Genomic DNA, 21,237 nt, shown 5'->3' on the forward strand with positions numbered 1-21,237 from the left:
CCCGGGGAACGCGGTTCCTGGCTCGGCCAGTGCACATTGAGATCGAAAATCACTGCGCACCAAACGAAGTGATTCGTATCATAAAATACCCGCCCGTAACCTACGGAATCGTAACTTACGATACCGTAGGTTCATGGCGATATCGGACATCAATGAATACGCGCACCTGACGGACGCCGACGTCGAGACCATCGGCCGCGAGCTCGATGCGATCCGCCGGGATATCGAGGAATCGCGGGGTGCACGCGACGCCCGGTACCTCCGCAACACCATCCGGCTGCACCGCGGCCTCGAACTCGGCGGCCGGGCAGTGCTCTTCGGCTCCCGCACGCGCACGCTGTGGATGCTGGGCACCGGGATGCTCTCGTTGTCGAAGATCATCGAGAACATGGAGCTCGGCCACAACGTCATGCACGGGCAGTGGGACTGGATGAACGACCCCGAAGTGCACTCCGTGAACTGGGAATGGGACAACGCCGATCCGTCGGCACACTGGAAGATCACCCACAACTACGCGCACCACAAATACACCAACGTCCTCGGCATGGACGACGACGTCGGATTCGGACTGCTCCGCGTCACCCGTGACCAGCGCTGGAAGCCGTTCTACCTCGGCAACCTCGCCTACAACGCGATCCTCGCGGCGCTGTTCCAATACGGCCTCGCCATCCAATTGCTCGAGCTGGGCAAAGTGACCCGGGGCCGGGACGACCGCGAACTCACCAAGACGCGTGGCAGGGAAGTGCTCGCCAAACTCGGCCGGCAGACCCTCAAGGACTATCTCGTGTACCCCGCGCTGACCGGCACGGCGTGGAAGTCCACCGCCAAGGCGAACGCGACCGCCAACCTCGTCCGCAACCTGTGGACCAACGCCGTGATCTTCTGCGGCCACTTCCCGGACGGCGCCGAGAAATTCACCAAGACCGACGTCGACAACGAGACACACGCCCAGTGGTACCTGCGGCAGATGCTCGGCTCCGCGAACATCTCGGGTGGGCCCGTCATGGACTTCATGACCGGTAACCTGAGCTACCAGATCGAACACCACCTCTTCCCCGACCTGCCGTCCAACCGCTACCACGAGATCTCGATCCGCGTGAAGCAACTGTGCGACAAGTACGACCTGCCGTACACGACCGGCCCACTCGCGGTGCAGTACTGGAAATCGTGGCGCACCATCGCGAAACTCTCGCTGCCCGACAAATACCTCACCGACACCCGCGACGCAGCACCCGAAACCGCGTCCGAAGCCGGATTCGGCGGTCCCCCCGCCACCGATCCACTCACCGGCCGCCGCATCGGCCTGGCGACGACGATCAAGACAACACGCACACGCGGTCCCCTCCGCCGACTTCTCGGAATGCGCTGACCAGCAACAACCGCACCGGCCGCGTGGGCGCAGGCGATGTCCACCGCCGTCCTTCACCTCAAATTCAGTCAACAAACCGTTGGGCGAGTGTACGGGCACCAACCCCGCCCCGTCTCCCGGCGTTCCGCGCCGGGAGACGGGGTGGGTCGCCCCATCTCCCGCCAGGAAGCCGTTGTCAATCAACAGCTTTCAAGACTGCTCTACACGGGGACGGACCAGACACCCCACACCCCGGCGCCGCCACACCCCCGAACAGGTCGCCGGCACCCCCACATCACAAACCGGGGACATGTCATCACACCAGGTACAACACCATTACGCCCACGGGTGCCGGCGTCGCATCAATCCCCCATATCCACCTCCGCACCCCCAGAACGAACAGCAGGGAATTCAGCAGCACAGGTTCGCGTCGCTCGCGGTGCAGCCAGGAGTGCGTCATGGTGTTCGAGAGATTCTCCGATCAAGCCCGCCACGTGGTCATCCCTCGCCGCCGGCGCCGCCCGCACCCACCACCAGAACTGGCGTCGGCGCCGAACACCTACCCGCCCCCAATCCTTGGGTGCCGGCGGCCCCGGAACGGCAGCACTGACCTCATGGGTGTCGCGCCGGCACTCGACAGCAAGCTCGAGGGCGTCAGCGCCCCGGCGGGCTCCGCCCCGGCCGCCGGGCACATCCTGTTCACCGGCGAAGACGAAGAAGGTTATCGAGGGCAGCCTGCGCCAGACCGCCCTGCTCGGGCACGAGGAGGTCGGCACCGACCACCTCCTCCTGGCCCTGCTCGACGACCCCGCCTCCACCGGCGCTCACATCCTCACCGACCTTGCCCCTGCCCATCAGCGAGATGCGTGAGCACCTCCGGCGCGAGCTGGCCCAGCAGCCCACCCCAGGCCCCACCCACCGCATCCCCATCCGGCTCAACAACGACGAAAACGCCCGCGCCCAGGCAGCCGCCCAGCACCGCCGGCCAGCACATCGAAACCTCCGGTCCACGACGGCATCACCGACGCCCTCAACCCGAATAGCAGTCCAACGAGGCCGCGCAAACCGCGACCCGCGCATCCTCCCCGGCTCGCCGCGGCCTGCGAAACTGCACGACAACACCCCGTCGATCCTCTTTCCCATTGTGACGATCAACGGTGTTCAGTTCTTGCGCATTTTCACCTAAACTGAAAATGCGCAAAAGCTGAAAGCGGACGGGACGGGGAACGGATGGACTCACCAGAGCGCGACCGCCTCGAGGCTGCATTGGAGCGCCTCCGTGACATAGGTGTCTCCATCCACCATCTCCAATGGATGGAGACACCCGACCGCGGATTCGACGCAACAGCGATTCTCGCTCGCCACGGTCACGTCCAGGACTATCTGTTGGTCTTCACCGCATCGATGACGTTCACGCAGATCTCACATCGGCGCCTGCACGACGCGGACTCCCCGGTCCTGGTGGTCGGTGAGCGGATTACCGAACGCAGCGCAATGTCACTACGTGACCTCCGGATCCAGTACATCGACAGCCTGGGAAACACCTACATCGAGTTCGGAGACGTCTACATCGACGTCCGCGGCAGACGGCCGAAGCCGCGCGATCCGGAGTCGAGGTCCGACTACGACGACACTGTGCGGCACGAGCCGTCGCCACGGTCGGCGCACAACCTCTTCAGCCCACGCCGGTCACAGGTCGTGTTCGCTCTTCTGTCCTGGCCGCATTTGGCGGCGACGCGAGTTCGAGACATCGCGACAGCCGCCGGAGTCTCGATGGGACAAGCACACGACACCCTCTCCATGCTCGACAATGCGGGATTCCTTCATCGCGGAACCACGCTGCGTTCCGACCAGACCCACAACCTGCTCAGGCCCTGGGCCGCCGAGTACCCGCGTGGGCTTCGCAAGAAGCTCGTGATTTCCACCTTCTCGACCGATGACCCGACCGACTTCCAACTGCTGTCCCCTGACCAGGACGTCTACCTGAGCGGTGAATCCGCAACTGGAGTCGCCATCCACCGCCCCGCCACACTGACCGTCTACCTCGACCACTTCGACCGGAAGATGGCGTTCGTCAACCGGTGGCGAAACGAGCCCCATCAACCCCCGAACGTCATGGTGATGCAGAAGTTCTGGACCACACCCGACGACGCCCCGATCGACGACGACACCTGGGGGTTGGTCGGGCCATCCAACGCACCCTGGCCGCTCGTGTACGCCGACCTGCTCGCCGCGAACGACCCCCGACTGGCCGAAGTCGCCGAGACGTGGAGAGAGAACCATGTTTGACCCCACCACGTGCGACCAACAACTGCTCCAGATCGTCGACCTCGTCTGCTCCCGACTGCTCGAACGTTCCGACCACCTGCAACCCGCCGATCTGATGATCCTCGGTGCGCACTGCCGGAACCTGCTCCACGACGCCTTAGGGCACACGTTCACTCTGCGTGCGACCGAGGACGTGGACCTCGCCTTCGCGATCGCGGACTGGGACGCGTACGCGCAGGTCGTCGACGGGCTACCGGAGATCGGCGACACCGGAATCCGGTACACCGTGGGCGGCGTCCCCACCGACCTCGTGCCCTTCGGCCCCATCGAGGACCCCACCGGCGTGGTCCCCGATCCCCCGCACCGAGACCTGAGTGTCTAGGCTTTTCAAGAGGTGTTCAACAGCGCGCACGAGCTGCCTCTGCCCACCGTGGGATCGATCAAGATCCCCACAGTCCCCGGATACACCGCACTCAAACTCGCCGCCTGGCTCGATCGAAGCGCGAACAACAACTACAAGGACGCCCCCGACATCGCCACAGCCTTGTTCTGGTACACCAACTCCGGCCACGTCAGCGACCGCCTGTACACGGATGTCGTCCATGGGTTCGACATCCTGGACACGTTCGACATGAACGACGCCCACGCCGCCGCCTATCTACTCGGACAAGACCTCGCCAGAGTGGTCGGTGCCGAACGCGTCGCCGAGCTCGACCGCCGATGGCCCGGGTCCCGTGGTGCCGAACTCCCACGTCTGATGAACATTGCGACCGACCCCCGGGAATGGAGCCCACACCTCGATCGCCGCAACGCACTCCTCAACGCCATGCAACTCGGATGGTCAACCGCGCTCTGACACACATCGTCCACACGTTCGACGAACGCACCGTAGTCGCGCACGACAACGCCTACGGCATCCCGCGTGGAAGGGCGGAGAAGCGACCCTTTCCCGAAATCTGTCGCCTCGCCCGCGGAGAAGGCGGGAACCCTTCTCAGGTGGACCGGTCGCAGATACACCGAGGACCGTCATGTGAAGGTCTTTGGGGCACGGGCGAATCCGTGCCCACGCCTCAGGCATAAGGCGAAGCCGGACACGTCGAGTCTCGTACGCTGCAGGCTGGGGCACTACTTGGGGGGCGTTCCGTCGGTGCGGTTCAGAGCACAAGTTCAGTGTCCCATGCCGATGCCGCCGTCCACGTTGATGACCGTGCCGGTGATGTAGGCCGCGCCCGGGCTCAGCAGGAACGCCGCGGTGGCGGCGACCTCCTCCGGTTTCCCGAACCGGCCCAGCGGAATGTGCGCGAGCGCGGTCTCGACGACCGTGTCGCTGACCGCTTCCGCCATGTCGGTTTCGGTGAAGCCCGGGGGCAATCACGTTGGCCGTGATGCCACGTGAGCCGAGTTCGCGGGTCAGCGACCGGGTGATACCGACGACGCCGGCCTTCGCGGCGGTGTAGTTCACCTGGCCGGGCATCCCCGAAAGGCCGCTGGCCGAGCCGATGACCACGATGCGGCCGACGCGGTGTTTGAGCATGTTGCGGGTCGCGCGTTTGGTGACCCGGAAGACGCCGGTCAGGTTGGTGTCGACCACGCGGGTGAATTGTTCGCTGCTCAAGCGCATGATGAGGGTGTCGTCGGTGATACCGGCGTTGGCGACGACGCCTTCGACGGGACCGTCCTCGGTTTCGACATGGGTGAAGGCGCGGTCGACCGAGTCGTCTTCGGTCACATCGCATTCGACGCCGCGGACGCCGTCCGGCACGGCGGAGCCACGGTGCGTGCCCCATACGGTGTGCCCCTCGGTGACGAGGTGGCTGGCGATTGCGGCGCCGATTCCTCGGTTCGCTCCGGTGACGAGGACGCGCAAGGGGTTACCTCCAGTGGGTGTCTGTCGTTCAGGGGATTCGTGGCGGGTCGCTCAAACCCTGTCGGCACAGCATTGTCCTCGATCGGCACGATGATCGCCGCGCTCCCCACTCGCCGATACAGTGCACAATTGGCACCAAATATCGAACAGCCCACTTGATCACCCACGTTCATTGCACAGCAAGATGCAGTGGCCGCATGGGCAACCCAGCCGTCCCCCGCGTGTTGCCCTCACCCGCGACGGGTCAGGCCTCGGCTCGCGGCAGTCTCGGTCCGCACATCCGGGGAAGGCGCCAGCGCCTCAGGAGAGCCAGTCGGCGTAGCGGGTGGGGGCCAGGTGAGCGTGCGTGTCGGTCAGGACGTCACCGGTGACGACGGCGAACATGCCGGCGGTGGGGTCGGTCACGACGGTACGGTCATCGCCCCTGTGGGACAGGGTGATCCGGCCCAGCTCGTCCAGGGAGAAGACCTCGGGGCCGGCGATGTTGCGAATGCCCCCGAGCGGGGCGCCGGCGGCGACCTCCGCCACCGCACTGGCCACGTCCCGGGAGGCGATCGGCTGGATCCGGGTGGCGGGCAACCGGACCGTGTCGCCGTCCGCGGTCCAGGACAGGACAGCGTCGACGAACTCCATGAACTGGGTCGCCCGGACGATCGAGTACGGGATCGGCCCGGCCGCGAGAATGTCCTCCTGCAGCACCTTGGCCCGGTAGTAGTCCAGCTCCGGCACCTGATCCGCGCCGACGATCGAGAGGATGACGACGTGGCCGACGCCGCCCCTGCCGGCCGCGGCCAGGAGGTTGTCCATCGAGGCCTGGAAGAAGGCCGGGGAGGCGTCGTCGAAGGTCGGGGAATTGGTCAGGTTGACGACGACGTCGACCCCGGCCACCGCCTCGTCCAATCCCTGGCCGCTGATGACGTCGACGCCGGTGGACTGCGAGTGCGGAACCGCCTGATGCCCGGCCGCGTTCAGATTCGTCACGACCTGCGACCCGATCAGCCCGGTACCGCCAATCACTGCGCACTTCATGAGATGCCCTACTTTCTTGTCGTGGGTCGGACAGGGTGGACGTACGGTCAGCGGGCCCCCGGGGATCCGGGGGATCCGGGGACGGCTGTCATGCCCGCGCCGTACGAGGGCCGGGACAGGCTCGGCCGCCCGGTGTCCGGCGACGACTCGACCGCCGACCGACCAGGAGCGGGTGATTGTGGGTAGTCATCGACGAATGTGACCGTCTCGTCGAGCGGCGCCCGACCCGTACGGGCATACCCCACCGCGGTGTCCTCGAACCCGATCGACATGCCGCAGAAGAGGATGAGCCCGTCCGGGGGTGACAGGACCTCCGCGACGGTCGTGCGAAACACCGACCAGGCCATCTGGGCGCAACTGTGCAGGCCCTCGGCGCGGAGCAGCAGCATGACCGTCTGCAGATACATGCCGACGTCGGCCCACTGAGCCGGACCCATCTCGCGGTCGATGTAGCAGAACAGGGCGGCGGGCGCGCCGAAACAGTCCCAGTTCGCGGCAGCTGCCCTCTGGCGCGCCTCCCAGTCCTCGCGCGAAATACCCAGTGCGCCGTAGCGCTGCTCACCGAAGGCGGATCGGCGCTCGTGATACGGGGACTTCAGCACGGGCGGGTACATCTCGTACTCCCGCTCGTCCCAGGGCTCGCCCGCGGCCACACGCTCACCGGCGCGCTTCTTGAGCTCGGCCAGCGGCCCACCGGTCAGCACATAGGCGTGCCACGGCTGGATGTTCGACCCGGACGGGGACCACGCCGCGGCCGACAACACACGCTGCAGCACCTCCCGCGGGACCTGCCGGTCGGTGAATCCGCGCACCGCCCGGCGGCTCGTGACCGCGTGATAGGTATCCACGATCGTCTACCTCCTCGACTATTCAACGCCCGGTTTTCGTCACGAACGCGACGGTATCATTCAATATCATCTCATTCAATACTAATTGGTGTGACATTCGAGCCCCGACGCATCGCAAGGAGGGAGACCCGCATGGGCGCCGACCACGAACGTCGCCGTCGTCGACCGATTCCGCCACCGGAACCATCGTCCCGCCGGCCAACGGGGTCCGCCGACGGGCGCCGGCGCGGAGCACCGACGGCCGCAGGCCCCGAGCCCGGATTCGCCACGACAACCGCGTCAGATCACGCGCGCCCACCGGCAGGCAACCGGAATACGCGGGCGCGCCTACGCCTGATCGTCGGCGGACAGGAATCGGGTGAGCAGATCCCTCAGCTGCTCGGGCTCGCCGGGCCCCAAGACCGCAACCAGACCCTCAGCCAGCGGCTCCGCCGCCACATGTGCCGCATCGAAAAGCTCGAGACCGGCAGGTGTGATCTCCACCGCCCGCGCCCGCCGGTCCCCCGGCACGGACTTGCGCACGGCCAGCCCCCGACGCTCCAGGTCGTCCACGATTCGCCCGGTCCCCGCCTTGTCCGACCCCGTTGCCGCCACCAGGTCCCCCTGCACCGTGACCCCCCGGTCGACCAGCACGATCAGCACCGCGAAATGCCGCAACTCGATGCCGAGCGGCCGCAGCGCCTCCGCCATCACCGCGGCCGCGTGCCAGTGCGCCCGGCGCAGCAGCAAGCCGAGAGCGAACGGCGAGGCATCCCCGGCGCGGCCGGTCGCCCGCGAGGCGGTGGTTCTGCGAGGAACATGGGCGGTCATGAGGCCACACTACCGCCATCGATTCATTCGATACGGTTTCATCTGAAACAAAAGGTATCGTCGACTGCGGTCCCGCTACCCCACGCCGGAAGGACCTGATCACGACCGCGGGGCGCACCGCCGACAACCAGTCGATCCACCCGCCGGCAATCGACACCGACCCCACACCCCGCACCCCGCACAGCGGTGCCGTACCCGCGACGCCACGGATCGACCTCGGGCACCCGGGCCCCGGGCTGCCCGCCGACCACCGCATTGTCTCCGCCGGCCTGCGGGCAACGCTGCTCCGACTCTGGAACCTCTGAACCACTGCACCCGTTCTACAGGCGTGACCAGGGTGTACGACAGGTGTGTGCCGGCAGCGGCGGCGGGTATTCGATGTCGATGGGGTCGAACGTCGGCGACTTCGCGCACGAGGCGAGGCTGGCGGGGCACCTGGTGGAACTGCTCGGGAACCGAGAGATGGGCGCCCTGTCCGCCGAGCTGTCCCCGCTGGTGAGTGCACCGGGACCGGAGAGGGCGCGCCGGTCCCTCTACGGCGGTGTGCTCACCTGGCTCGTCACCGCGATCGCGGACGTGATCACGGCGCGCCTGGGATACCCGGAGAACGGTGAGGCATTCGTCCTCGAGGTCCACACCACCGACGGGCGGCACCTCGGTCTGGACGAGGTGCCCGCCTCGGCGAGCCGAATCCTGCGGTCGGTGATGGCGCAGCTCGCCGGCGACCGCGTCGGGGCCCGGGTGCAACTCGACGCCGCCCAAAGCGAACCCTCTCCACTCGTCCGAGCAGAGACCCTGGTCGATGCCCTGGTATGGCTGAATGTCCCTCTCGACGTCGATCTTTCCGCGTTTCCCGACCGCCGACCGGAATAGGGAACGATCGACCCCCTCGTGCCCTGCGCCAATCTGCGTACAGGACTGGTAGGACTTTGTCAGGCCGCAATGATGGTGGGCCAATTTGGTGAGCAGCCACGCCTCGGGAAGGCTTCCGTCCTCGGCGCGCGTGGGATGACCCGGTTCGAGGGGCGGATCCGCGGCGCGGCGAACCGCGACTTCCTGCAACCAGTCGCCTCGCGATCGTGGAGCCTCGAGCGCCCCACGCGAACCACGCCGCTGTTCGGTGATCTGGCCGAGCGAGGCCCGGATCCGACCCTCCGGGGCAACCCGCGCCGCTGTCTCGGCCCGAGCTGGAAAGGATTGGGGCATCGAGTTCGACATCGATCACCGGCGGGTGTGATCGACCATGCGCACGCCCCACGGGGATCGATCTACCACCATTTCCCGGGAGGCAAGACACAGCTGGCCGAGGAGGCCACCCGTCGGGCGGGTGGCCATATCGGATCGATGATCAGCGTGAGTCTCGGTGACGGTGAACCGGCCGAGACTCTCGCGCTGATCGTCGGCTTGTTCCGTCAGCAACTCCTCGACACGGACTATGCCGCCGGATGCCCGGTGGCAGCTGGAGCGCTCGAAGGCGGGGAGTATCCCGCTGCGAAACAGGCAGCGGGCGAAGCCTTTACCTCGTGGGAATCGACCATCGCGGCAGCATTGTGGCAGCGCGGCGTGCGTTTGTCCCGCGCTCAGTCGATCGCCACCATGTCAATCGCCGCGCTCGAGGGCGCACTGCTGCTGTCGAAAGCACAACGCAGCACCCAGGCACTGGATCGGGTCGCCATCGAACTCACCGCCGTGGTTGATGATGCGATCGAGACGCAGCATCGACCAGCCCACGACGCGGCCGGTAGCGAAGCGACACCTTCGCCGACGAGGAACCCGGACCGCACCACTGGCGTGGACGGCTCCGGAGCGCCGGTGACCGTGAAGTCCTACGCCGAGCGCTACGGCGTGGATCGCTACACGGCATACGACGATCTCACCGCGCTCGGATTCGGGTTGCCCCCACCCACGGCGCGCCGGGCGCAGCGACCGGGCGGTCCGGCGGCGAGCCCACCGGGGCGCGGTTCGATGATCCACAAGTGGGGCCGGGTGGGCGGTCGGCGGATGTTCGTCGTCGGCTATACGCCCCGGCGGGGCACCGTTCGGGTGCCACGAGGACGGACTCGAGGATCTCGCGGAGCCGACCCGGCGCGCTGCGTCACGCCGGGAGTGTCGCCTCGGTTAGCCTGGCACCGCACACCACGACAGAGGGGAACCCGAATGCTGGTTCTGCACGGCTTCTGGTCCACGTCGGGGGGCTTGTGCCTGTGGGCCGAGGATTCCGAAGCCCTGGTGAAGAGCCCGAGTCGGGCGTTGCGTTCTGCACGGCCGCACCCGTTCGCCGCGCCGGCCGACGCCATCGCGGGCATCCACGCCGGCAAGCCCGGCACCGCCGTGCTGTTGTTGCCGTCGTTGCGGTCCGCGCCGGTGGACTCGCCCGAGCTGATCCGGATCACCCCGCGACCGGCCGCGCGGACCGCCGCCACGCTCTTGCCGTGGACGGTTCCGGTGGTGCAGGTCGATGCCGCGTCCGCGCCGACCGTTCTCGACGAGCCCGCACCGGACGTCCGGTACGGGACGTCCCTCGGCTTCCTCGCCCACGTCGCGGTGTTCGCGCGTGAACTGGTGGAGCGTGGGCGGGTGCTGCCGGCGCTGCGGCGCGACGCGCACGGCGCGATCGCGTGCTGGCGTCCGGTCTTGCAGGGTCCGGACGTCGTTGCGATGACCTCGCTGACCGCCGCGATGCCGCCGGTATGCCGCGCCGAACAACGCGCGCACGACCCGCACGAGCTGGCGATGTCGGCGCTGCACGCGATGGTGGACGCGGCGACGCGCGCGGCACTGCCGGACGGGACCGACCTGGTGCCGCCGCGCCGCGGGCGCCGTCCGAAACACCCACCGGCCGTCGAGGCGTGGCTGACCGCGTTGACCGGCCCGGACGGCCGGTTCGATGCCGACCCCGATGAATTCGATGCGCTGACCGAGGCGTTGCGGCCGTGGGACGACTGTGGCACCGGCACGGTCGGTCCGGCGCGGGCGACATTCCGGCTGACCGAGAACGACAGCGCCGACCAGGACGCCTCCGCCGACTCGTCGTGGCGGCTGGAGTTCCTGCTGCAGTCGACGGAGGACCCCAGCCTGCTGGTCCCCGCCGAGCAGGCGTGGAACGATGACGGCAGCCTGCGCCGGTGGCTGGACCGCCCGCAGGAGCTGCTGCTCGCCGAGCTCGGCCGGGCCAGCCGGATCTTCCCGGAGCTCGCGGCCGGGCTGCGCACCGCGCGCCCGTCCGAGCTTGCGCTCGACCCCGACGGTGCGTACCGATTCCTGGCCGCCACGGCCGCGCTGCTCGACGAGGCCGGGTTCGGTGTCCTGCTGCCGTCGTGGTGGGACCGCCGCCGCGAGCTGGGGCTCGCCCTGTCCGTGCACACCCCCGTCGACGGCGTCGTGGCCAAGACCAGCAAGTTCGGCCGCGACCAGCTCGTCGAGTTCCGCTGGGAGCTGGCCGTCGGCGGCGACACGCTGACCGAGGACGAGATCGCGGTGCTCACCGCGACCAAGGCCCCGTTGATCCGGCTGCGCGGCCAGTGGGTGGCGGTGGACCCGGAGCAGCTGCGCCGGGGGCTGGAGTTCCTGCAGCGAGAACCCGCCGGGCACAAGACCGCGGCCGAGATCATCGCCCTCGCGGCCCGCCACCCCGACGACCTCGACACCCCCCTCGAGGTCACCGCGGTGCGGGCCGACGGTTGGCTCGGTGACCTGCTGCGCGGCGCGGCCGCGCAGTCGCTGCGGCCGCTCGAACCGCCGCAGGGGTTCACCGCGACGCTGCGCCCCTACCAGCAGCGCGGGCTGTCGTGGCTGGCGTTCCTGTCCTCGCTGGGGCTGGGCAGCTGCCTGGCCGACGACATGGGTCTCGGCAAGACCGTCCAGCTGCTGGCCGTGGAAACCCTGCAGCGGCACCAGGATCCCAGCATCGGACCCACCCTGCTGCTGTGTCCGATGTCGCTGGTCGGCAACTGGCAGCGCGAGGCCGCGAAGTTCGCGCCCGGCCTCCGGGTGTACGCGCACCACGGCGGCGACCGGCTGCACGGCGACGCGCTACGCGACCGCCTCGAGCACACCGACCTGATCGTCAGCACCTATGCAACCGCCACCCGGGATATCGACGAGCTCACGGCCTACGAATGGAACCGCGTCGTCCTCGACGAGGCGCAGGCCGTGAAGAACAGCCTGTCCCGCGGGGCCAAGGCGGTGCGCCGGCTGCAGGCCGGGCACCGGGTGGCGTTGACCGGGACACCGATGGAGAACCGGCTCGCCGAGCTCTGGTCCATCATGGACTTTCTCAATCCCGGATTGCTCGGCTCGCCGGAGCTGTTCCGCACCCGCTTTGCGATCCCGGTCGAACGGCACGGGCAGACCGAACCGGCCGAGCTGCTGCGCGCGATCACCCGGCCCTACATCCTGCGCAGGGTCAAGACCGACCCGGCGATCATCGACGACCTGCCCGAGAAGATCGAGATCAAACAGTACTGCCAGCTCACCACCGAGCAGGCCTCGCTGTATCAGGCCGTCGTCGCCGACATGATGGAGAAGATCGAGAACACCGACGGGATCGAGCGCCGCGGCAACGTGCTCGCTGCGATGGCCAAGCTCAAGCAGGTGTGCAACCACCCGGCGCAGCTGCTGCACGACCGCTCAACCGTCGGCCGCAGGTCCGGGAAGGTGATCCGGCTGGAGGAGATCCTGGAGGAAATCCTGGCCGAGGGCGACCGGGTGCTGTGCTTCACCCAGTTCACCGAGTTCGCGGAGCTGTTGGTGCCGCACCTGGCCGCACGCTTCGGCCAGGACGTGGCCTACCTGCACGGCGGCACCCCGAAGAAGCGGCGCGACGAGATGGTGGCCCGGTTCCAGTCCGGCGACGGGCCACCGATCTTCCTGCTGTCGTTGAAGGCGGGCGGGGTCGGACTGAACCTCACCGCCGCCAATCATGTGGTGCACCTCGACCGCTGGTGGAACCCGGCAGTGGAGAACCAGGCGACCGACCGCGCTTTCCGCATAGGACAGAAGCGAACGGTGCAGGTGCGCAAGTTCATCTGCACGGGCACGCTCGAGGAGAAGATCGACCAGATGATCGAGGAGAAGAAAGCGCTGGCCGAGCTCGTGGTCACCGACGGCGAAGGCTGGCTGACCGAGCTGTCCACCCGGGATCTGCGCGAGATGTTCGCACTGTCCGAGGGGGCCGTCGGTGAGTAACTGGTATCCGCCGCCGTCGCGCCCTCGGCCGGTCGAAGGCGGGCTCAAGGCACGCAGCACCCGCGGCGCGATCGCTCAGAGCTGGTGGTCGGAGCGGTTCATCGCGGTATTGGAGGACATCGGCCTGGGCAACCGGCTCCAGCGCGGCCGAACCTATGCACGCAAGGGGCAGGTGATCTCGCTCGAGGTGGCGGCGGGGACGGTCACCGCCCTGGTACAGGGCAGCCGGGCCCGGCCGTACCGGGTGCGGATCGGGATCGCCGCGTTCGGCAAGTCCGAATGGGTGCAGGTCGAACGGCGCCTCGCCGAGAACGCTTGGTACACCGCCAAACTGCTGTCGGGCGAGATGCCCGGCGACATCGAGGACGTGTTCACCGGGCTGGATCTGTCGTTGTTTCCCGCCACCGCCCGAGACCTGTCGCTGGACTGCTCATGCCCCGATCGCGCGGTCCCGTGCAAGCATCTCGCCGCCACGTTCTACCTGCTCGCCGAGTCCTTCGACGACGACCCGTTCGCGATCCTCGCGTGGCGCGGCCGCGAGCGTGAGGATCTGCTGGCCAACCTGCAGGCCGCCCGCACCGACGGACCTCCGGCCGCCGACCGCACGGAACCGACAACCCGGCCGCTCGCGGACTGCCTCGACACCTACTACTGCATGCACACCGCGCCACCGGCGCCGAGGCCGCCGTCGACGTCCGCCACCGCCATCCTCGACCAGCTTCCCGACATCGCCGTCGCCGTTCGCGGACGCCCGCTGGTCGAGCTGCTGCGACCCGCCTACCAGGCGCTCGGGCGCGGTGACGAGTCACTGCCGGGCACCGGCTGAACATCCACCACCCCTGGGTCCGGTGCCCCGCCGCGGCGATCGTCGACTCGAAAGACCGTGCCCGCCGCCGCCACGGTGCCCGGATCCAGTCGCGGATGGGACGGCCGGAAGCTAACGAATTCAGTCGAGGGGCACATTGCGGTGGATGTCAACGGGCTACCGCTCGCGGTCGGGGTGACCGCCGCCTTCATCGAGGATCGCGACGCCGCGCACCGGCTACCGGCCGGACTGCGGGGCGGACTCGGGGCGGCGTGTCCACCATCGGGCTCGTGTGGGGCGACGGCGGCTACCCGGTGCTACGGCTCGGCTGGGCGGAAGGGGTGCTCGCCCTGCAGGTTGAGATCATCCCCTGCAGGTTGCGATCATCCGAGAGGATCCCCGGGCGCGAGCGGATTCCACGTGCGGCCCCGCAGTTCGGGTTAGTCCAGCGCACGGTCGCCCGGATCACCAGGCACCGCCGTTGCGTCCGCGCCTACGGGAGCCGACCCGATCACCACGAGGCCGTCATTCACGTCGCCGAAGTCGTCGGCTGACCACGATGTTGATCTCTCTACCGCTCTCTCGCATCTAGACTAGCCGCCGGACCACCGGCCCCCGGTAACGTGTCACCGGCGGGGTGCCGACGTGCGGATCACCGCGCAGGGAAACCCCATGACCGCCGATATGGCTCGAACGGCACGGGGGGACAGTGACACCAGAGTCCCTGCGCCCCAACCACTCCTGGGCGGGGCGCAGGCTGGTCACGCCAGGACTCGCACTGCCGCTGACGCACATTGTGGGGCCGGGGAGTGCTGCAGCCTTCAGGTGCGGGCACCGTGTTCGGTGTCTTCATCGAACACCCGCGGCATCTGCGGGGTCGGCGTGGGTCGAACCGTCGTGACCACGTCACGCGGTCGCGGTGCCGCCGCGATGGATGCCGCTGCGGTTGACGAACGCCGCGGGCACCATGGAAGTGTGCGGATCGGAGTGGGGCTTTCCACCGCAAGCGGTGCACGAGAGGCGGCTGTGGAAGCCGCCGCACAGGCGCGCGATCAGCTCGCGGGCGGGGTGCCGGCGCTGGCCGTGCTGCTCGCGTCACGGGCACACACCGGCGAGGCGTCGGCTGTCCTCACCGGCGTCCACGAGACCGTGCGGCCGCCCGCGCTCATCGGATGCGTGGCGCAGGCAATCGTCGCCGGTCGCCGTGAGATCGAGGAGGAGTCCGCGGTCGCGGTGTGGCTGGCATCCGGATTGCCCGCTGCCGCGGAGACATTTCATCTCGATGTCGTGCGTACGTCGACCGCAGCGCTGCTGTCCGGCTACCGGTTCGACCGGTCTGCCCGCGACTTCCATCTGCTGCTGCCGGACCCCCATTCCTTCCCCGCCGAACTGCTTCTCGAACACCTGAACGCCGAGCTGCCCGGCACGATCGTGATGGGCGGGCTGGTGAGCGGCACACCGGGGCCGGGCGGGAGCAGGCTGTTCCGCGACCGCGACGTGCTGACGTCCGGCGCGGTCGGTGTGCGCCTGCCCGGCCTGCGCTGTGTCCCGATCGTCTCGCAGGGCTGCCGCCCGATCGGCTACCCATATATCGTCACCGCCGCGCGCGGCGCGGTGATCACCGGTCTCGGCGGGCAGCCGCCGGTCGAGCGGCTGCGGGAGATTGTCGCGCCGCTGCCTCCGGAGGAGCAGGACCTGGTGGCCCACGGCCTGCAGATCGGGATGGTGGTCGACGAGCACCTGGCGGCGCCCGGCCGGGGCGATTTCCTGATCCGCGGTCTCCTCGGCGTCGACCCGTCGACGGGCGCGATCGCGATCGGCGAGATCGCCGAAGTCGGAACGACCGTGCAGTTCCAGGTCCGCGACGCGCAGGGCGCTGACCAGGACCTGCGCGCGGCCCTCGAGCATGCGGGTTCGGCACTGCCCGGCCGTCCGGCCGGCGCGTTACTGTTCACGTGCACCGGACGCGGCCGGCGGATGTTCGGTGTCGCGGACCACGACGCGACGACGATCGAAGACGTGCTCGGCGACATCCCGCTCGCGGGCTTCTTCGCCGCCGGCGAGCTCGGGCCGGTCGCGGGCCGGAATGCGCTGCACGGATTCACGGCATCGATGGCGCTGTTCGGCGAATGAGCGTCGCCATTCGGGTCTCCGCCGAGCCGAACGACGTTGCTGCGGCCCGCCGAGCGGTACACGGTGCTGCACCGGCCGTTTCGCCCCCACCGGACGGTCAAGGACATCGCCGAGGCGGCGGGCACCCGCACGCCGCGATCGACCTCGTGCTGGTCAACGGCGAATCCGTGGACTTCGGCCACCGCGCACGCACGAGTGCCCGGATCACCGCATATTCCCTGTTCGCGACCCTCGACATCGGCGGTTGACCCGGGTCCGCCCGCACCCGCTGCGCGACCCGCGCTTCGTCGCCGCCATCACCGTCGGCGGGCCGGCCCCTGATGCGGCTGATGAGCCGCGACCCCGCTGCCCATGGCACGCCGACGACGCCGACCCGACCGAGATACCGGCGGCCGAGCACCGGATCCTGCGCACCCGCGATCGCGGACTGTTGAAGCGGCGCACCGTGACCCACGGTGCGTTCGTCCGGCCGGACCGGCCGTTCCACCAGATCGTCGAGGTGATCCTGCTGCTCGAGTTGGCCGAGTGCCTCGCGCCGTTCACCCGCTGCCCCCGCTGCAGTGGCACGGTCACCGAGGTGGCCAAGACCGACGTCGCCGACCGGCGGGAACCGCTCACACACGCCGCCACTTCGACACGTTCGGGCAGGGTGAGGAAGGACCGGACAGCGAGGAAGTCCGCGAGCGTCGTCCTGTGCTCGTCGCACGCCACCCAGACCTTCTCCCGGCCCGGGGTGTGCGGTGTGGGGTTGTTCCCTCGCTGTTGCCCGGTTCTCGGTGCCGCCCTCGCGATCTGCGCGTCGGTCCGGTGGTCGACCCGGTGGTAGGAAACGAGAAGATGATGAACGCAGTGCCGCGTCCACTCCGACGGGCCGGACGTCGTGCTCTCACTTGCGTCCAGGGTGTAACGGCACGACCACGAGTACACCATGCATTCCGGGATGGTACGTGCAGTGGAACGGATAGGACCCGGACTGCGTGGGGGCCGTGAACACGACGGTGCCGCCGCCGGCGACGTCCCGGTCGAAGGCATCGCCGGAGTCGGCCGTGACGCTGTGTTCGACCGTGTCAACGTTCTCGACGATGACCGGGGCGCCGGCCCCGACCCCGATCGGGGTGGCGAAGCTGTAGCCCTCGATGCTGATCGTTGCCGCCGCCCCGGGGCCGGATCCGAACCCAGACGGCGCGGAGGAACTGGTGGCGACGGACGAGGCCGACGTGCCGCTCCCCGATGAGCTGCAGGCCACTGCCGACCCGACCGCAAGTGCGCAGACCACCACCGCCCCACGTCCACCCCGACGCTTGCCCGCGACCGACCCCGGTGCTGCCGTGGCATGCAGCGCCCGTCGATCACGCGATCCGTGCACCCTCACGGTCAGCTGTCCAGACAATCAAAAAGAGACCCAACAAGGCGAGACGTTTTCCCACATCGAGCATAGGCCCCGGAGAGCACTGGCACAGCCGATCGCGGCCAACCCGATCACTCGCCTCCCCACCGAGCCGACCCCGGTCGTGACGGCACTGTCACGTTAACTGAAATCGCAAAGGGTACAATCGGTTTGAGTTCAGGGCGAGTGTAATGCTGTGGCCCGCTCCGCCGTTCAGGCGGCCATTGTTGCGGTCACCTCGTTCCAGACCCGGAATCGGTCGGCCATCTCTTCACGCCATCGGGTCGCCGACAGGCTATCTGGACGATCCGTTGGCCGACGCGGTCCCCGCCGTCGCGGGCTGGCGGCATCGGCCGCTGCCACCGATCGTCGGTGCCGGCGACGTCGCGCGGTTGCTGGGCAGCTGTGATCGTCGCACTGCCACCGGCCGTCGCGACCACGCGGTACTGCTGCTGTTGACACGGCTGGGGTTGCGGACCGGCGAGGTCGCCGCGCTCACCGTCGATGACGTCGATCGGCGAACGGGTGAAATCCAGCTGCGCGGCAAAGGGAATCGCTACGAGCGGCTACCGCTGCCAAATGATGTGGGACTACTGCCGCCGAGTCCGTCGCCGCGACGGCGACCGCGGCCTGTTCCTACACGCAAGGGCCCCGTACCGTGCGCTGTCGTCCAGCGCCGTGGGGCACATAGTGACCCGCGCGTGTGAGCGGGCCGGTCTGCCCCGTCTCGGGGCGCACCGTCTGCGACACGCAGCCGCCGACGCGCTACGTCGAGCCGGTGCTCCCCTGTTCGAGATCGGGCCGGTGCTCCCCTGTTCGAGATCGGGCAGGTCCTTCGCCATGCCTCCCCGGTCACCACCGCAGGCTACGGCTCGATCAGCACCGCCGAACTGTCCGCCGTGATCATGCCCTGGTCGGGAGGTGCGCGATGACCACGATCCGCTCCGCGATCGACGAGTACCTCACACTCCGTCGGGCCCTGGGGTTCAAGTTGGCCAAGCATGATCGGCTACCGAACGACTTCGCCGACATCTCGACCGCATCGGCGCCTCCACGATCACCATCGAGGCTGCAGTGGAATGGGCGACCAGACCGGCAGCCGCGCAACCGGTTCAGTGGAGCGCGCGGCTGTGCGCGGTAGACCCTGCCGGACCACGGGGTTCGTCGACCTGCCGCACGAGGTCATGCTCGTCGGAGATCGACGTGCCCACCCGAGACACCGCTCCGGGTGGGCACGTCATCGTCCGGTCGGCGCATGCCCGGCGCGCGCAGGCAGAACGCCAGCGATGGGTGTTATTGCTTCATATCCCCGCCGGGCCGCCGACCGGGCCGGGCCTGTGTGGGCGGGGTCAGCGGCGGCGGTCGTCCATCGCGCGCAGGAAGTGGCGCAGGCTACGCGGCAGCCGGGGGTGACCGTCCCGATCACGCGGCAGGAAATCCTCGCCCGCCGCGCGGACCAGCAGGGTGGTGACGTCCGCGCTGACGGCGGCGCCGGATGCGACGTGCGTGAGCGCGGCGCGTTCGGCGGGATCGAGACGCTCCCACAGGTCCAGGTAGCCGCCGTGATGGGTGCGCGCGGCGGTCGCTGCGGCCCAGTAGGTGAAGGTGAACCGGCGGATCAGGTCGGTGCCGGTGGACGCGGTGGCGCGCAGTTCGAGACCGGACCAGTCCTCGATGCCGCGGTCGTAGAGTTCGTCGGCGGCGGTGGCCAGTGCCGTGTGCCGAGGCCAGGCGCGTGGCAGGTCGAGTATCAGCAGACCCAGTCCCATCGGCACACGGTAAGACCTGGGCCCGAGACCCGCTCACCGGTGATGTCTGAGTGCAGGTGGGCTTGTCGGCAGCCGGGCGGGAGGTCGAGGTGAACCGCCCTGGAGGTTGCGCCGACGGCGGATCTCCGACACATTCGCGTCTGTGCCGCTGAGTGTGTTGATCCAGATCGGGTGCGTGGTCGCGCTGGTGTCGCTGGGCACGATGCTGGTCGTGGTCGGGGCGTTCGTTTCCGGCGGGTTGTGTCTGATGGGCGGCGGACTCTGGTTCTGGCGGCTCTACCGCGACGGCGAGGCGTGAGCGAAGAGATCGGGCTCACGGCTCGCCGTTCGAAGGTCCCGCTCAGGCGGCGCTGCCGGCCGCCGGGTGCAGTCGCTGCCGGGGATCCCGCCGTGCACACCCGAGACAGGTTCCTGCGGGTGGGCGCGTCATCGCGGGGGTCAGCGGCGGATGGTGCCCTGGGGAGGAAGAACGCCACGCCACTGCCGACGACCACCACTGCGATGACGATCAGCACCCAGGCGGGGAAGCCGCCGGAGTCCTCGGCGGCCGGTTGCGCCGCCGTGGCGGTTCCGGTGGTTTCGGCGCTCGCGGCCGCGCCGGGTGTGGTCGCGAGCGCCGGGGCCGGCCTGGGTGAGCTGGAAGGTGTAGCTGCCCTCGATCGGGTGGCCGTCGTCGGAGACGACCCGGAACGCGACCGTGTACTGTCCGGCGTCGCCGAGCCCATCGAGGTCGACCGACACGTCGCGGCCGGTGACGACCGGCTCGGACCGGCCCCAATGCCTCAGTCCCGGCGGCTGTTACCGGGGCGGCACGTAGTTGACTTGGCGGGTGGATGGGTAGTGCCGCGGCGTTCTCGAAAGCGGGCCCGGTGGTGCTCCATCATGACTTCGGATTCGGTGTGGATGCTGCCGGGGTGGCGGGCGATCGCGTGTTGGAAGGCGACGCTGCGTCGACGGAGGAGGGCGGCACGGACCGTCGCCGTGTCGTCGGCGAGCAGGTACGCCGCGGCACCCTCGCAGTCGAGGAGGAACTTCCCGTACGCCCGCCGCACCGGCGCCTGCTCGTCGAAGAACACCGGCAGCACCACGTCGTCGACCAGGTGGAACGGGAAACGAACGAGCCGGTAGGCGGCCCGCATCAGCGCTCGCACCCCGGCGCCCGGTCCCATGCTCCGATCGTAACGCCGCCCCGGGCTCCGGTGACGCCGTCACCGGGGCCGAATCCCGACCGGCCGGCCTCACCGCAGTGGGAATGGTGCCGCGCACCCGCCGCGGCGTCCGGGCGCTCGGTCTCGCCCGAGCCGCAGGCCCTATTCGGCACCCGCGCCGCCGGCCCGGGCCGCGTCAAGGATCCGGTCTCGCATCCACGCGTCGATGCGTTGGCCGGCCTTGGCGGCCGCGGCTACGCACAACGCATGTTCTGCGTCGGTCAACCTGAGGCTGGTGACCTGTGTCGGCCCCAACAGGGTGGGCCGGCCCACCCCCAGGACCGGATCAGTCCTGTCGGCAACGTCCCCCACAGGCCCTCCACTCAACCGACCAACGGGCGATACTTCGCGAGTCCGAGGAGGAACCGCACATATCCCGCCTCCGCGACGCCCGTCACCTCGTCCAGATCGGCAACGACGGCCGGATCCGCGGTCTCGACATCGACACCCATCTGCTCCGCCACCCAACGCCGGAGCGCGTCATGAGAGCTCACAGGCGATCACCACCTCGATGAACCGAATACCCGTTACGTTATTTACGGTCCTTCACAGAAGGGCTACGGTCGCCAGACCCGGTA

Annotated in this window: 21 protein-coding genes and 3 pseudogenes; 14 read left to right on the plus strand and 10 right to left on the minus strand. The window is 68.7% G+C overall.

What is annotated here, in order from left to right:
- Positions 1-133 precede the first annotated feature (133 nt).
- The 5 genes from P3H15_RS44100 (at position 134) to P3H15_RS44120 (ending at position 4,472) form a co-directional block, all read left to right on the plus strand.
- Positions 134-1,369, plus strand: a complete 1,236-nt coding sequence (locus tag P3H15_RS44100) for a fatty acid desaturase (protein WP_276143067.1) — start codon at positions 134-136, stop codon at positions 1,367-1,369.
- A gap of 36 nt (positions 1,370-1,405) precedes the next feature.
- A complete protein-coding gene (locus P3H15_RS44105) occupies positions 1,406-2,218 on the plus strand; it encodes a Clp protease N-terminal domain-containing protein (RefSeq protein WP_276143068.1) in 813 nt (270 codons plus the stop codon).
- A 360-nt stretch (positions 2,219-2,578) separates the two neighbouring features.
- Positions 2,579-3,637 carry a type IV toxin-antitoxin system AbiEi family antitoxin gene (locus P3H15_RS44110; RefSeq protein WP_276143069.1) on the plus strand — a complete coding sequence of 353 codons (1,059 nt, stop codon included), beginning with the start codon at positions 2,579-2,581 and terminating at the stop codon, positions 3,635-3,637.
- Positions 3,630-3,998 (plus strand): hypothetical protein, encoded by a 369-nt coding sequence (locus P3H15_RS44115; protein ID WP_276143070.1) that lies wholly within the window; start codon positions 3,630-3,632, stop codon positions 3,996-3,998. Before P3H15_RS44110 ends, P3H15_RS44115 begins: the two co-directional genes overlap by 8 nt.
- Before the next feature lie 48 nt (positions 3,999-4,046).
- Positions 4,047-4,472 carry a hypothetical protein gene (locus P3H15_RS44120; protein ID WP_276143071.1) on the plus strand — a complete coding sequence of 142 codons (426 nt, stop codon included), beginning with the start codon at positions 4,047-4,049 and terminating at the stop codon, positions 4,470-4,472.
- Positions 4,473-4,858: 386 nt separating this feature from the next.
- Here the strand turns inward: P3H15_RS44120 and P3H15_RS44125 are convergent.
- The 4 genes and pseudogenes from P3H15_RS44125 to P3H15_RS44140 form a co-directional block, all read right to left on the minus strand.
- Positions 4,859-5,483, minus strand: a pseudogene (locus P3H15_RS44125) (SDR family NAD(P)-dependent oxidoreductase); the annotation flags it as partial.
- A gap of 300 nt (positions 5,484-5,783) precedes the next feature.
- On the minus strand, positions 5,784-6,512 hold the full coding sequence (locus P3H15_RS44130; protein ID WP_276143072.1) for an SDR family oxidoreductase: 729 nt from the start codon (positions 6,510-6,512) through the stop codon (positions 5,784-5,786).
- 188 nt (positions 6,513-6,700) lie between these two features.
- Positions 6,701-7,360: pseudogene (locus tag P3H15_RS44135) on the minus strand (nitroreductase); the annotation flags it as partial.
- 327 nt (positions 7,361-7,687) lie between these two features.
- Positions 7,688-8,170 carry a MarR family winged helix-turn-helix transcriptional regulator gene (locus P3H15_RS44140; protein WP_276143073.1) on the minus strand — a complete coding sequence of 161 codons (483 nt, stop codon included), beginning with the start codon at positions 8,168-8,170 and terminating at the stop codon, positions 7,688-7,690.
- A gap of 384 nt (positions 8,171-8,554) precedes the next feature.
- Between P3H15_RS44140 and P3H15_RS44145 the strand changes: the two genes are divergently transcribed.
- The 7 genes from P3H15_RS44145 (at position 8,555) to P3H15_RS44175 (ending at position 17,121) form a co-directional block, all read left to right on the plus strand.
- Complete coding sequence (locus P3H15_RS44145) at positions 8,555-9,043, plus strand: hypothetical protein (protein WP_276143074.1); 489 nt, start codon at positions 8,555-8,557, stop codon at positions 9,041-9,043.
- Between the two features lie 1,284 nt (positions 9,044-10,327).
- Entirely contained in the window at positions 10,328-13,357 is a 3,030-nt protein-coding gene (locus P3H15_RS44150; protein WP_276143087.1) for a DEAD/DEAH box helicase, read from the plus strand.
- Entirely contained in the window at positions 13,350-14,183 is an 834-nt protein-coding gene (locus tag P3H15_RS44155; protein ID WP_276143075.1) for an SWIM zinc finger family protein, read from the plus strand. The genes P3H15_RS44150 and P3H15_RS44155 overlap by 8 nt, the downstream gene beginning before the upstream one ends.
- 251 nt (positions 14,184-14,434) lie before the next feature.
- On the plus strand, positions 14,435-14,716 hold the full coding sequence (locus P3H15_RS44160) for a hypothetical protein (protein ID WP_276143076.1): 282 nt from the start codon (positions 14,435-14,437) through the stop codon (positions 14,714-14,716).
- Positions 14,717-15,137: 421 nt separating this feature from the next.
- Positions 15,138-16,295 (plus strand): FIST N-terminal domain-containing protein, encoded by a 1,158-nt coding sequence (locus tag P3H15_RS44165; RefSeq protein WP_276143077.1) that lies wholly within the window; start codon positions 15,138-15,140, stop codon positions 16,293-16,295.
- Positions 16,292-16,543, plus strand: a complete 252-nt coding sequence (locus P3H15_RS44170; RefSeq protein ID WP_276143078.1) for a hypothetical protein — start codon at positions 16,292-16,294, stop codon at positions 16,541-16,543. The genes P3H15_RS44165 and P3H15_RS44170 overlap by 4 nt, the downstream gene beginning before the upstream one ends.
- Entirely contained in the window at positions 16,540-17,121 is a 582-nt protein-coding gene (locus P3H15_RS44175) for a Mut7-C RNAse domain-containing protein (RefSeq protein ID WP_276143079.1), read from the plus strand. The genes P3H15_RS44170 and P3H15_RS44175 overlap by 4 nt, the downstream gene beginning before the upstream one ends.
- 60 nt (positions 17,122-17,181) lie before the next feature.
- On the opposite strand, the gene P3H15_RS44180 is transcribed toward P3H15_RS44175, so the two are convergent.
- Positions 17,182-17,541 (minus strand): cupredoxin domain-containing protein, encoded by a 360-nt coding sequence (locus P3H15_RS44180; RefSeq protein ID WP_276143080.1) that lies wholly within the window; start codon positions 17,539-17,541, stop codon positions 17,182-17,184.
- Between the two features lie 332 nt (positions 17,542-17,873).
- On the opposite strand from P3H15_RS44180, the pseudogene P3H15_RS55925 reads away from it, so the two are divergent.
- Positions 17,874-18,585 (plus strand): annotated as a pseudogene (locus P3H15_RS55925) (tyrosine-type recombinase/integrase).
- 446 nt (positions 18,586-19,031) lie between these two features.
- Here P3H15_RS55925 and P3H15_RS44185 read toward each other — a convergent pair.
- Positions 19,032-19,451 (minus strand): hypothetical protein, encoded by a 420-nt coding sequence (locus P3H15_RS44185; protein ID WP_276143081.1) that lies wholly within the window; start codon positions 19,449-19,451, stop codon positions 19,032-19,034.
- A gap of 142 nt (positions 19,452-19,593) precedes the next feature.
- On the opposite strand from P3H15_RS44185, the gene P3H15_RS44190 reads away from it, so the two are divergent.
- Positions 19,594-19,749, plus strand: coding sequence for a hypothetical protein (locus P3H15_RS44190; protein ID WP_276143082.1), 156 nt, complete (start codon positions 19,594-19,596; stop codon positions 19,747-19,749).
- Positions 19,750-19,889: 140 nt separating this feature from the next.
- Here the strand turns inward: P3H15_RS44190 and P3H15_RS44195 are convergent, their stop codons facing one another.
- The 4 genes from P3H15_RS44195 to P3H15_RS44210 all read right to left on the minus strand — a co-directional run bounded on the left by P3H15_RS44195 (position 19,890) and on the right by P3H15_RS44210 (position 21,153).
- Entirely contained in the window at positions 19,890-20,192 is a 303-nt protein-coding gene (locus tag P3H15_RS44195) for a copper resistance protein CopC (protein WP_276143083.1), read from the minus strand.
- A gap of 41 nt (positions 20,193-20,233) precedes the next feature.
- Positions 20,234-20,620 (minus strand): hypothetical protein, encoded by a 387-nt coding sequence (locus P3H15_RS44200; RefSeq protein ID WP_276143084.1) that lies wholly within the window; start codon positions 20,618-20,620, stop codon positions 20,234-20,236.
- Positions 20,621-20,761: 141 nt separating this feature from the next.
- Complete coding sequence (locus P3H15_RS44205; protein WP_276143085.1) at positions 20,762-20,884, minus strand: hypothetical protein; 123 nt, start codon at positions 20,882-20,884, stop codon at positions 20,762-20,764.
- Between the two features lie 98 nt (positions 20,885-20,982).
- Positions 20,983-21,153, minus strand: coding sequence for a hypothetical protein (locus P3H15_RS44210; RefSeq protein WP_276143086.1), 171 nt, complete (start codon positions 21,151-21,153; stop codon positions 20,983-20,985).
- Between the last annotated feature and the right edge of the window lie 84 nt (positions 21,154-21,237).

The sequence above is a fragment of the Rhodococcus sp. T2V genome, assembly GCF_029269925.1.
Taxonomy (GTDB): Bacteria; Actinomycetota; Actinomycetes; order Mycobacteriales; family Mycobacteriaceae; genus Rhodococcus_F; species Rhodococcus_F koreensis.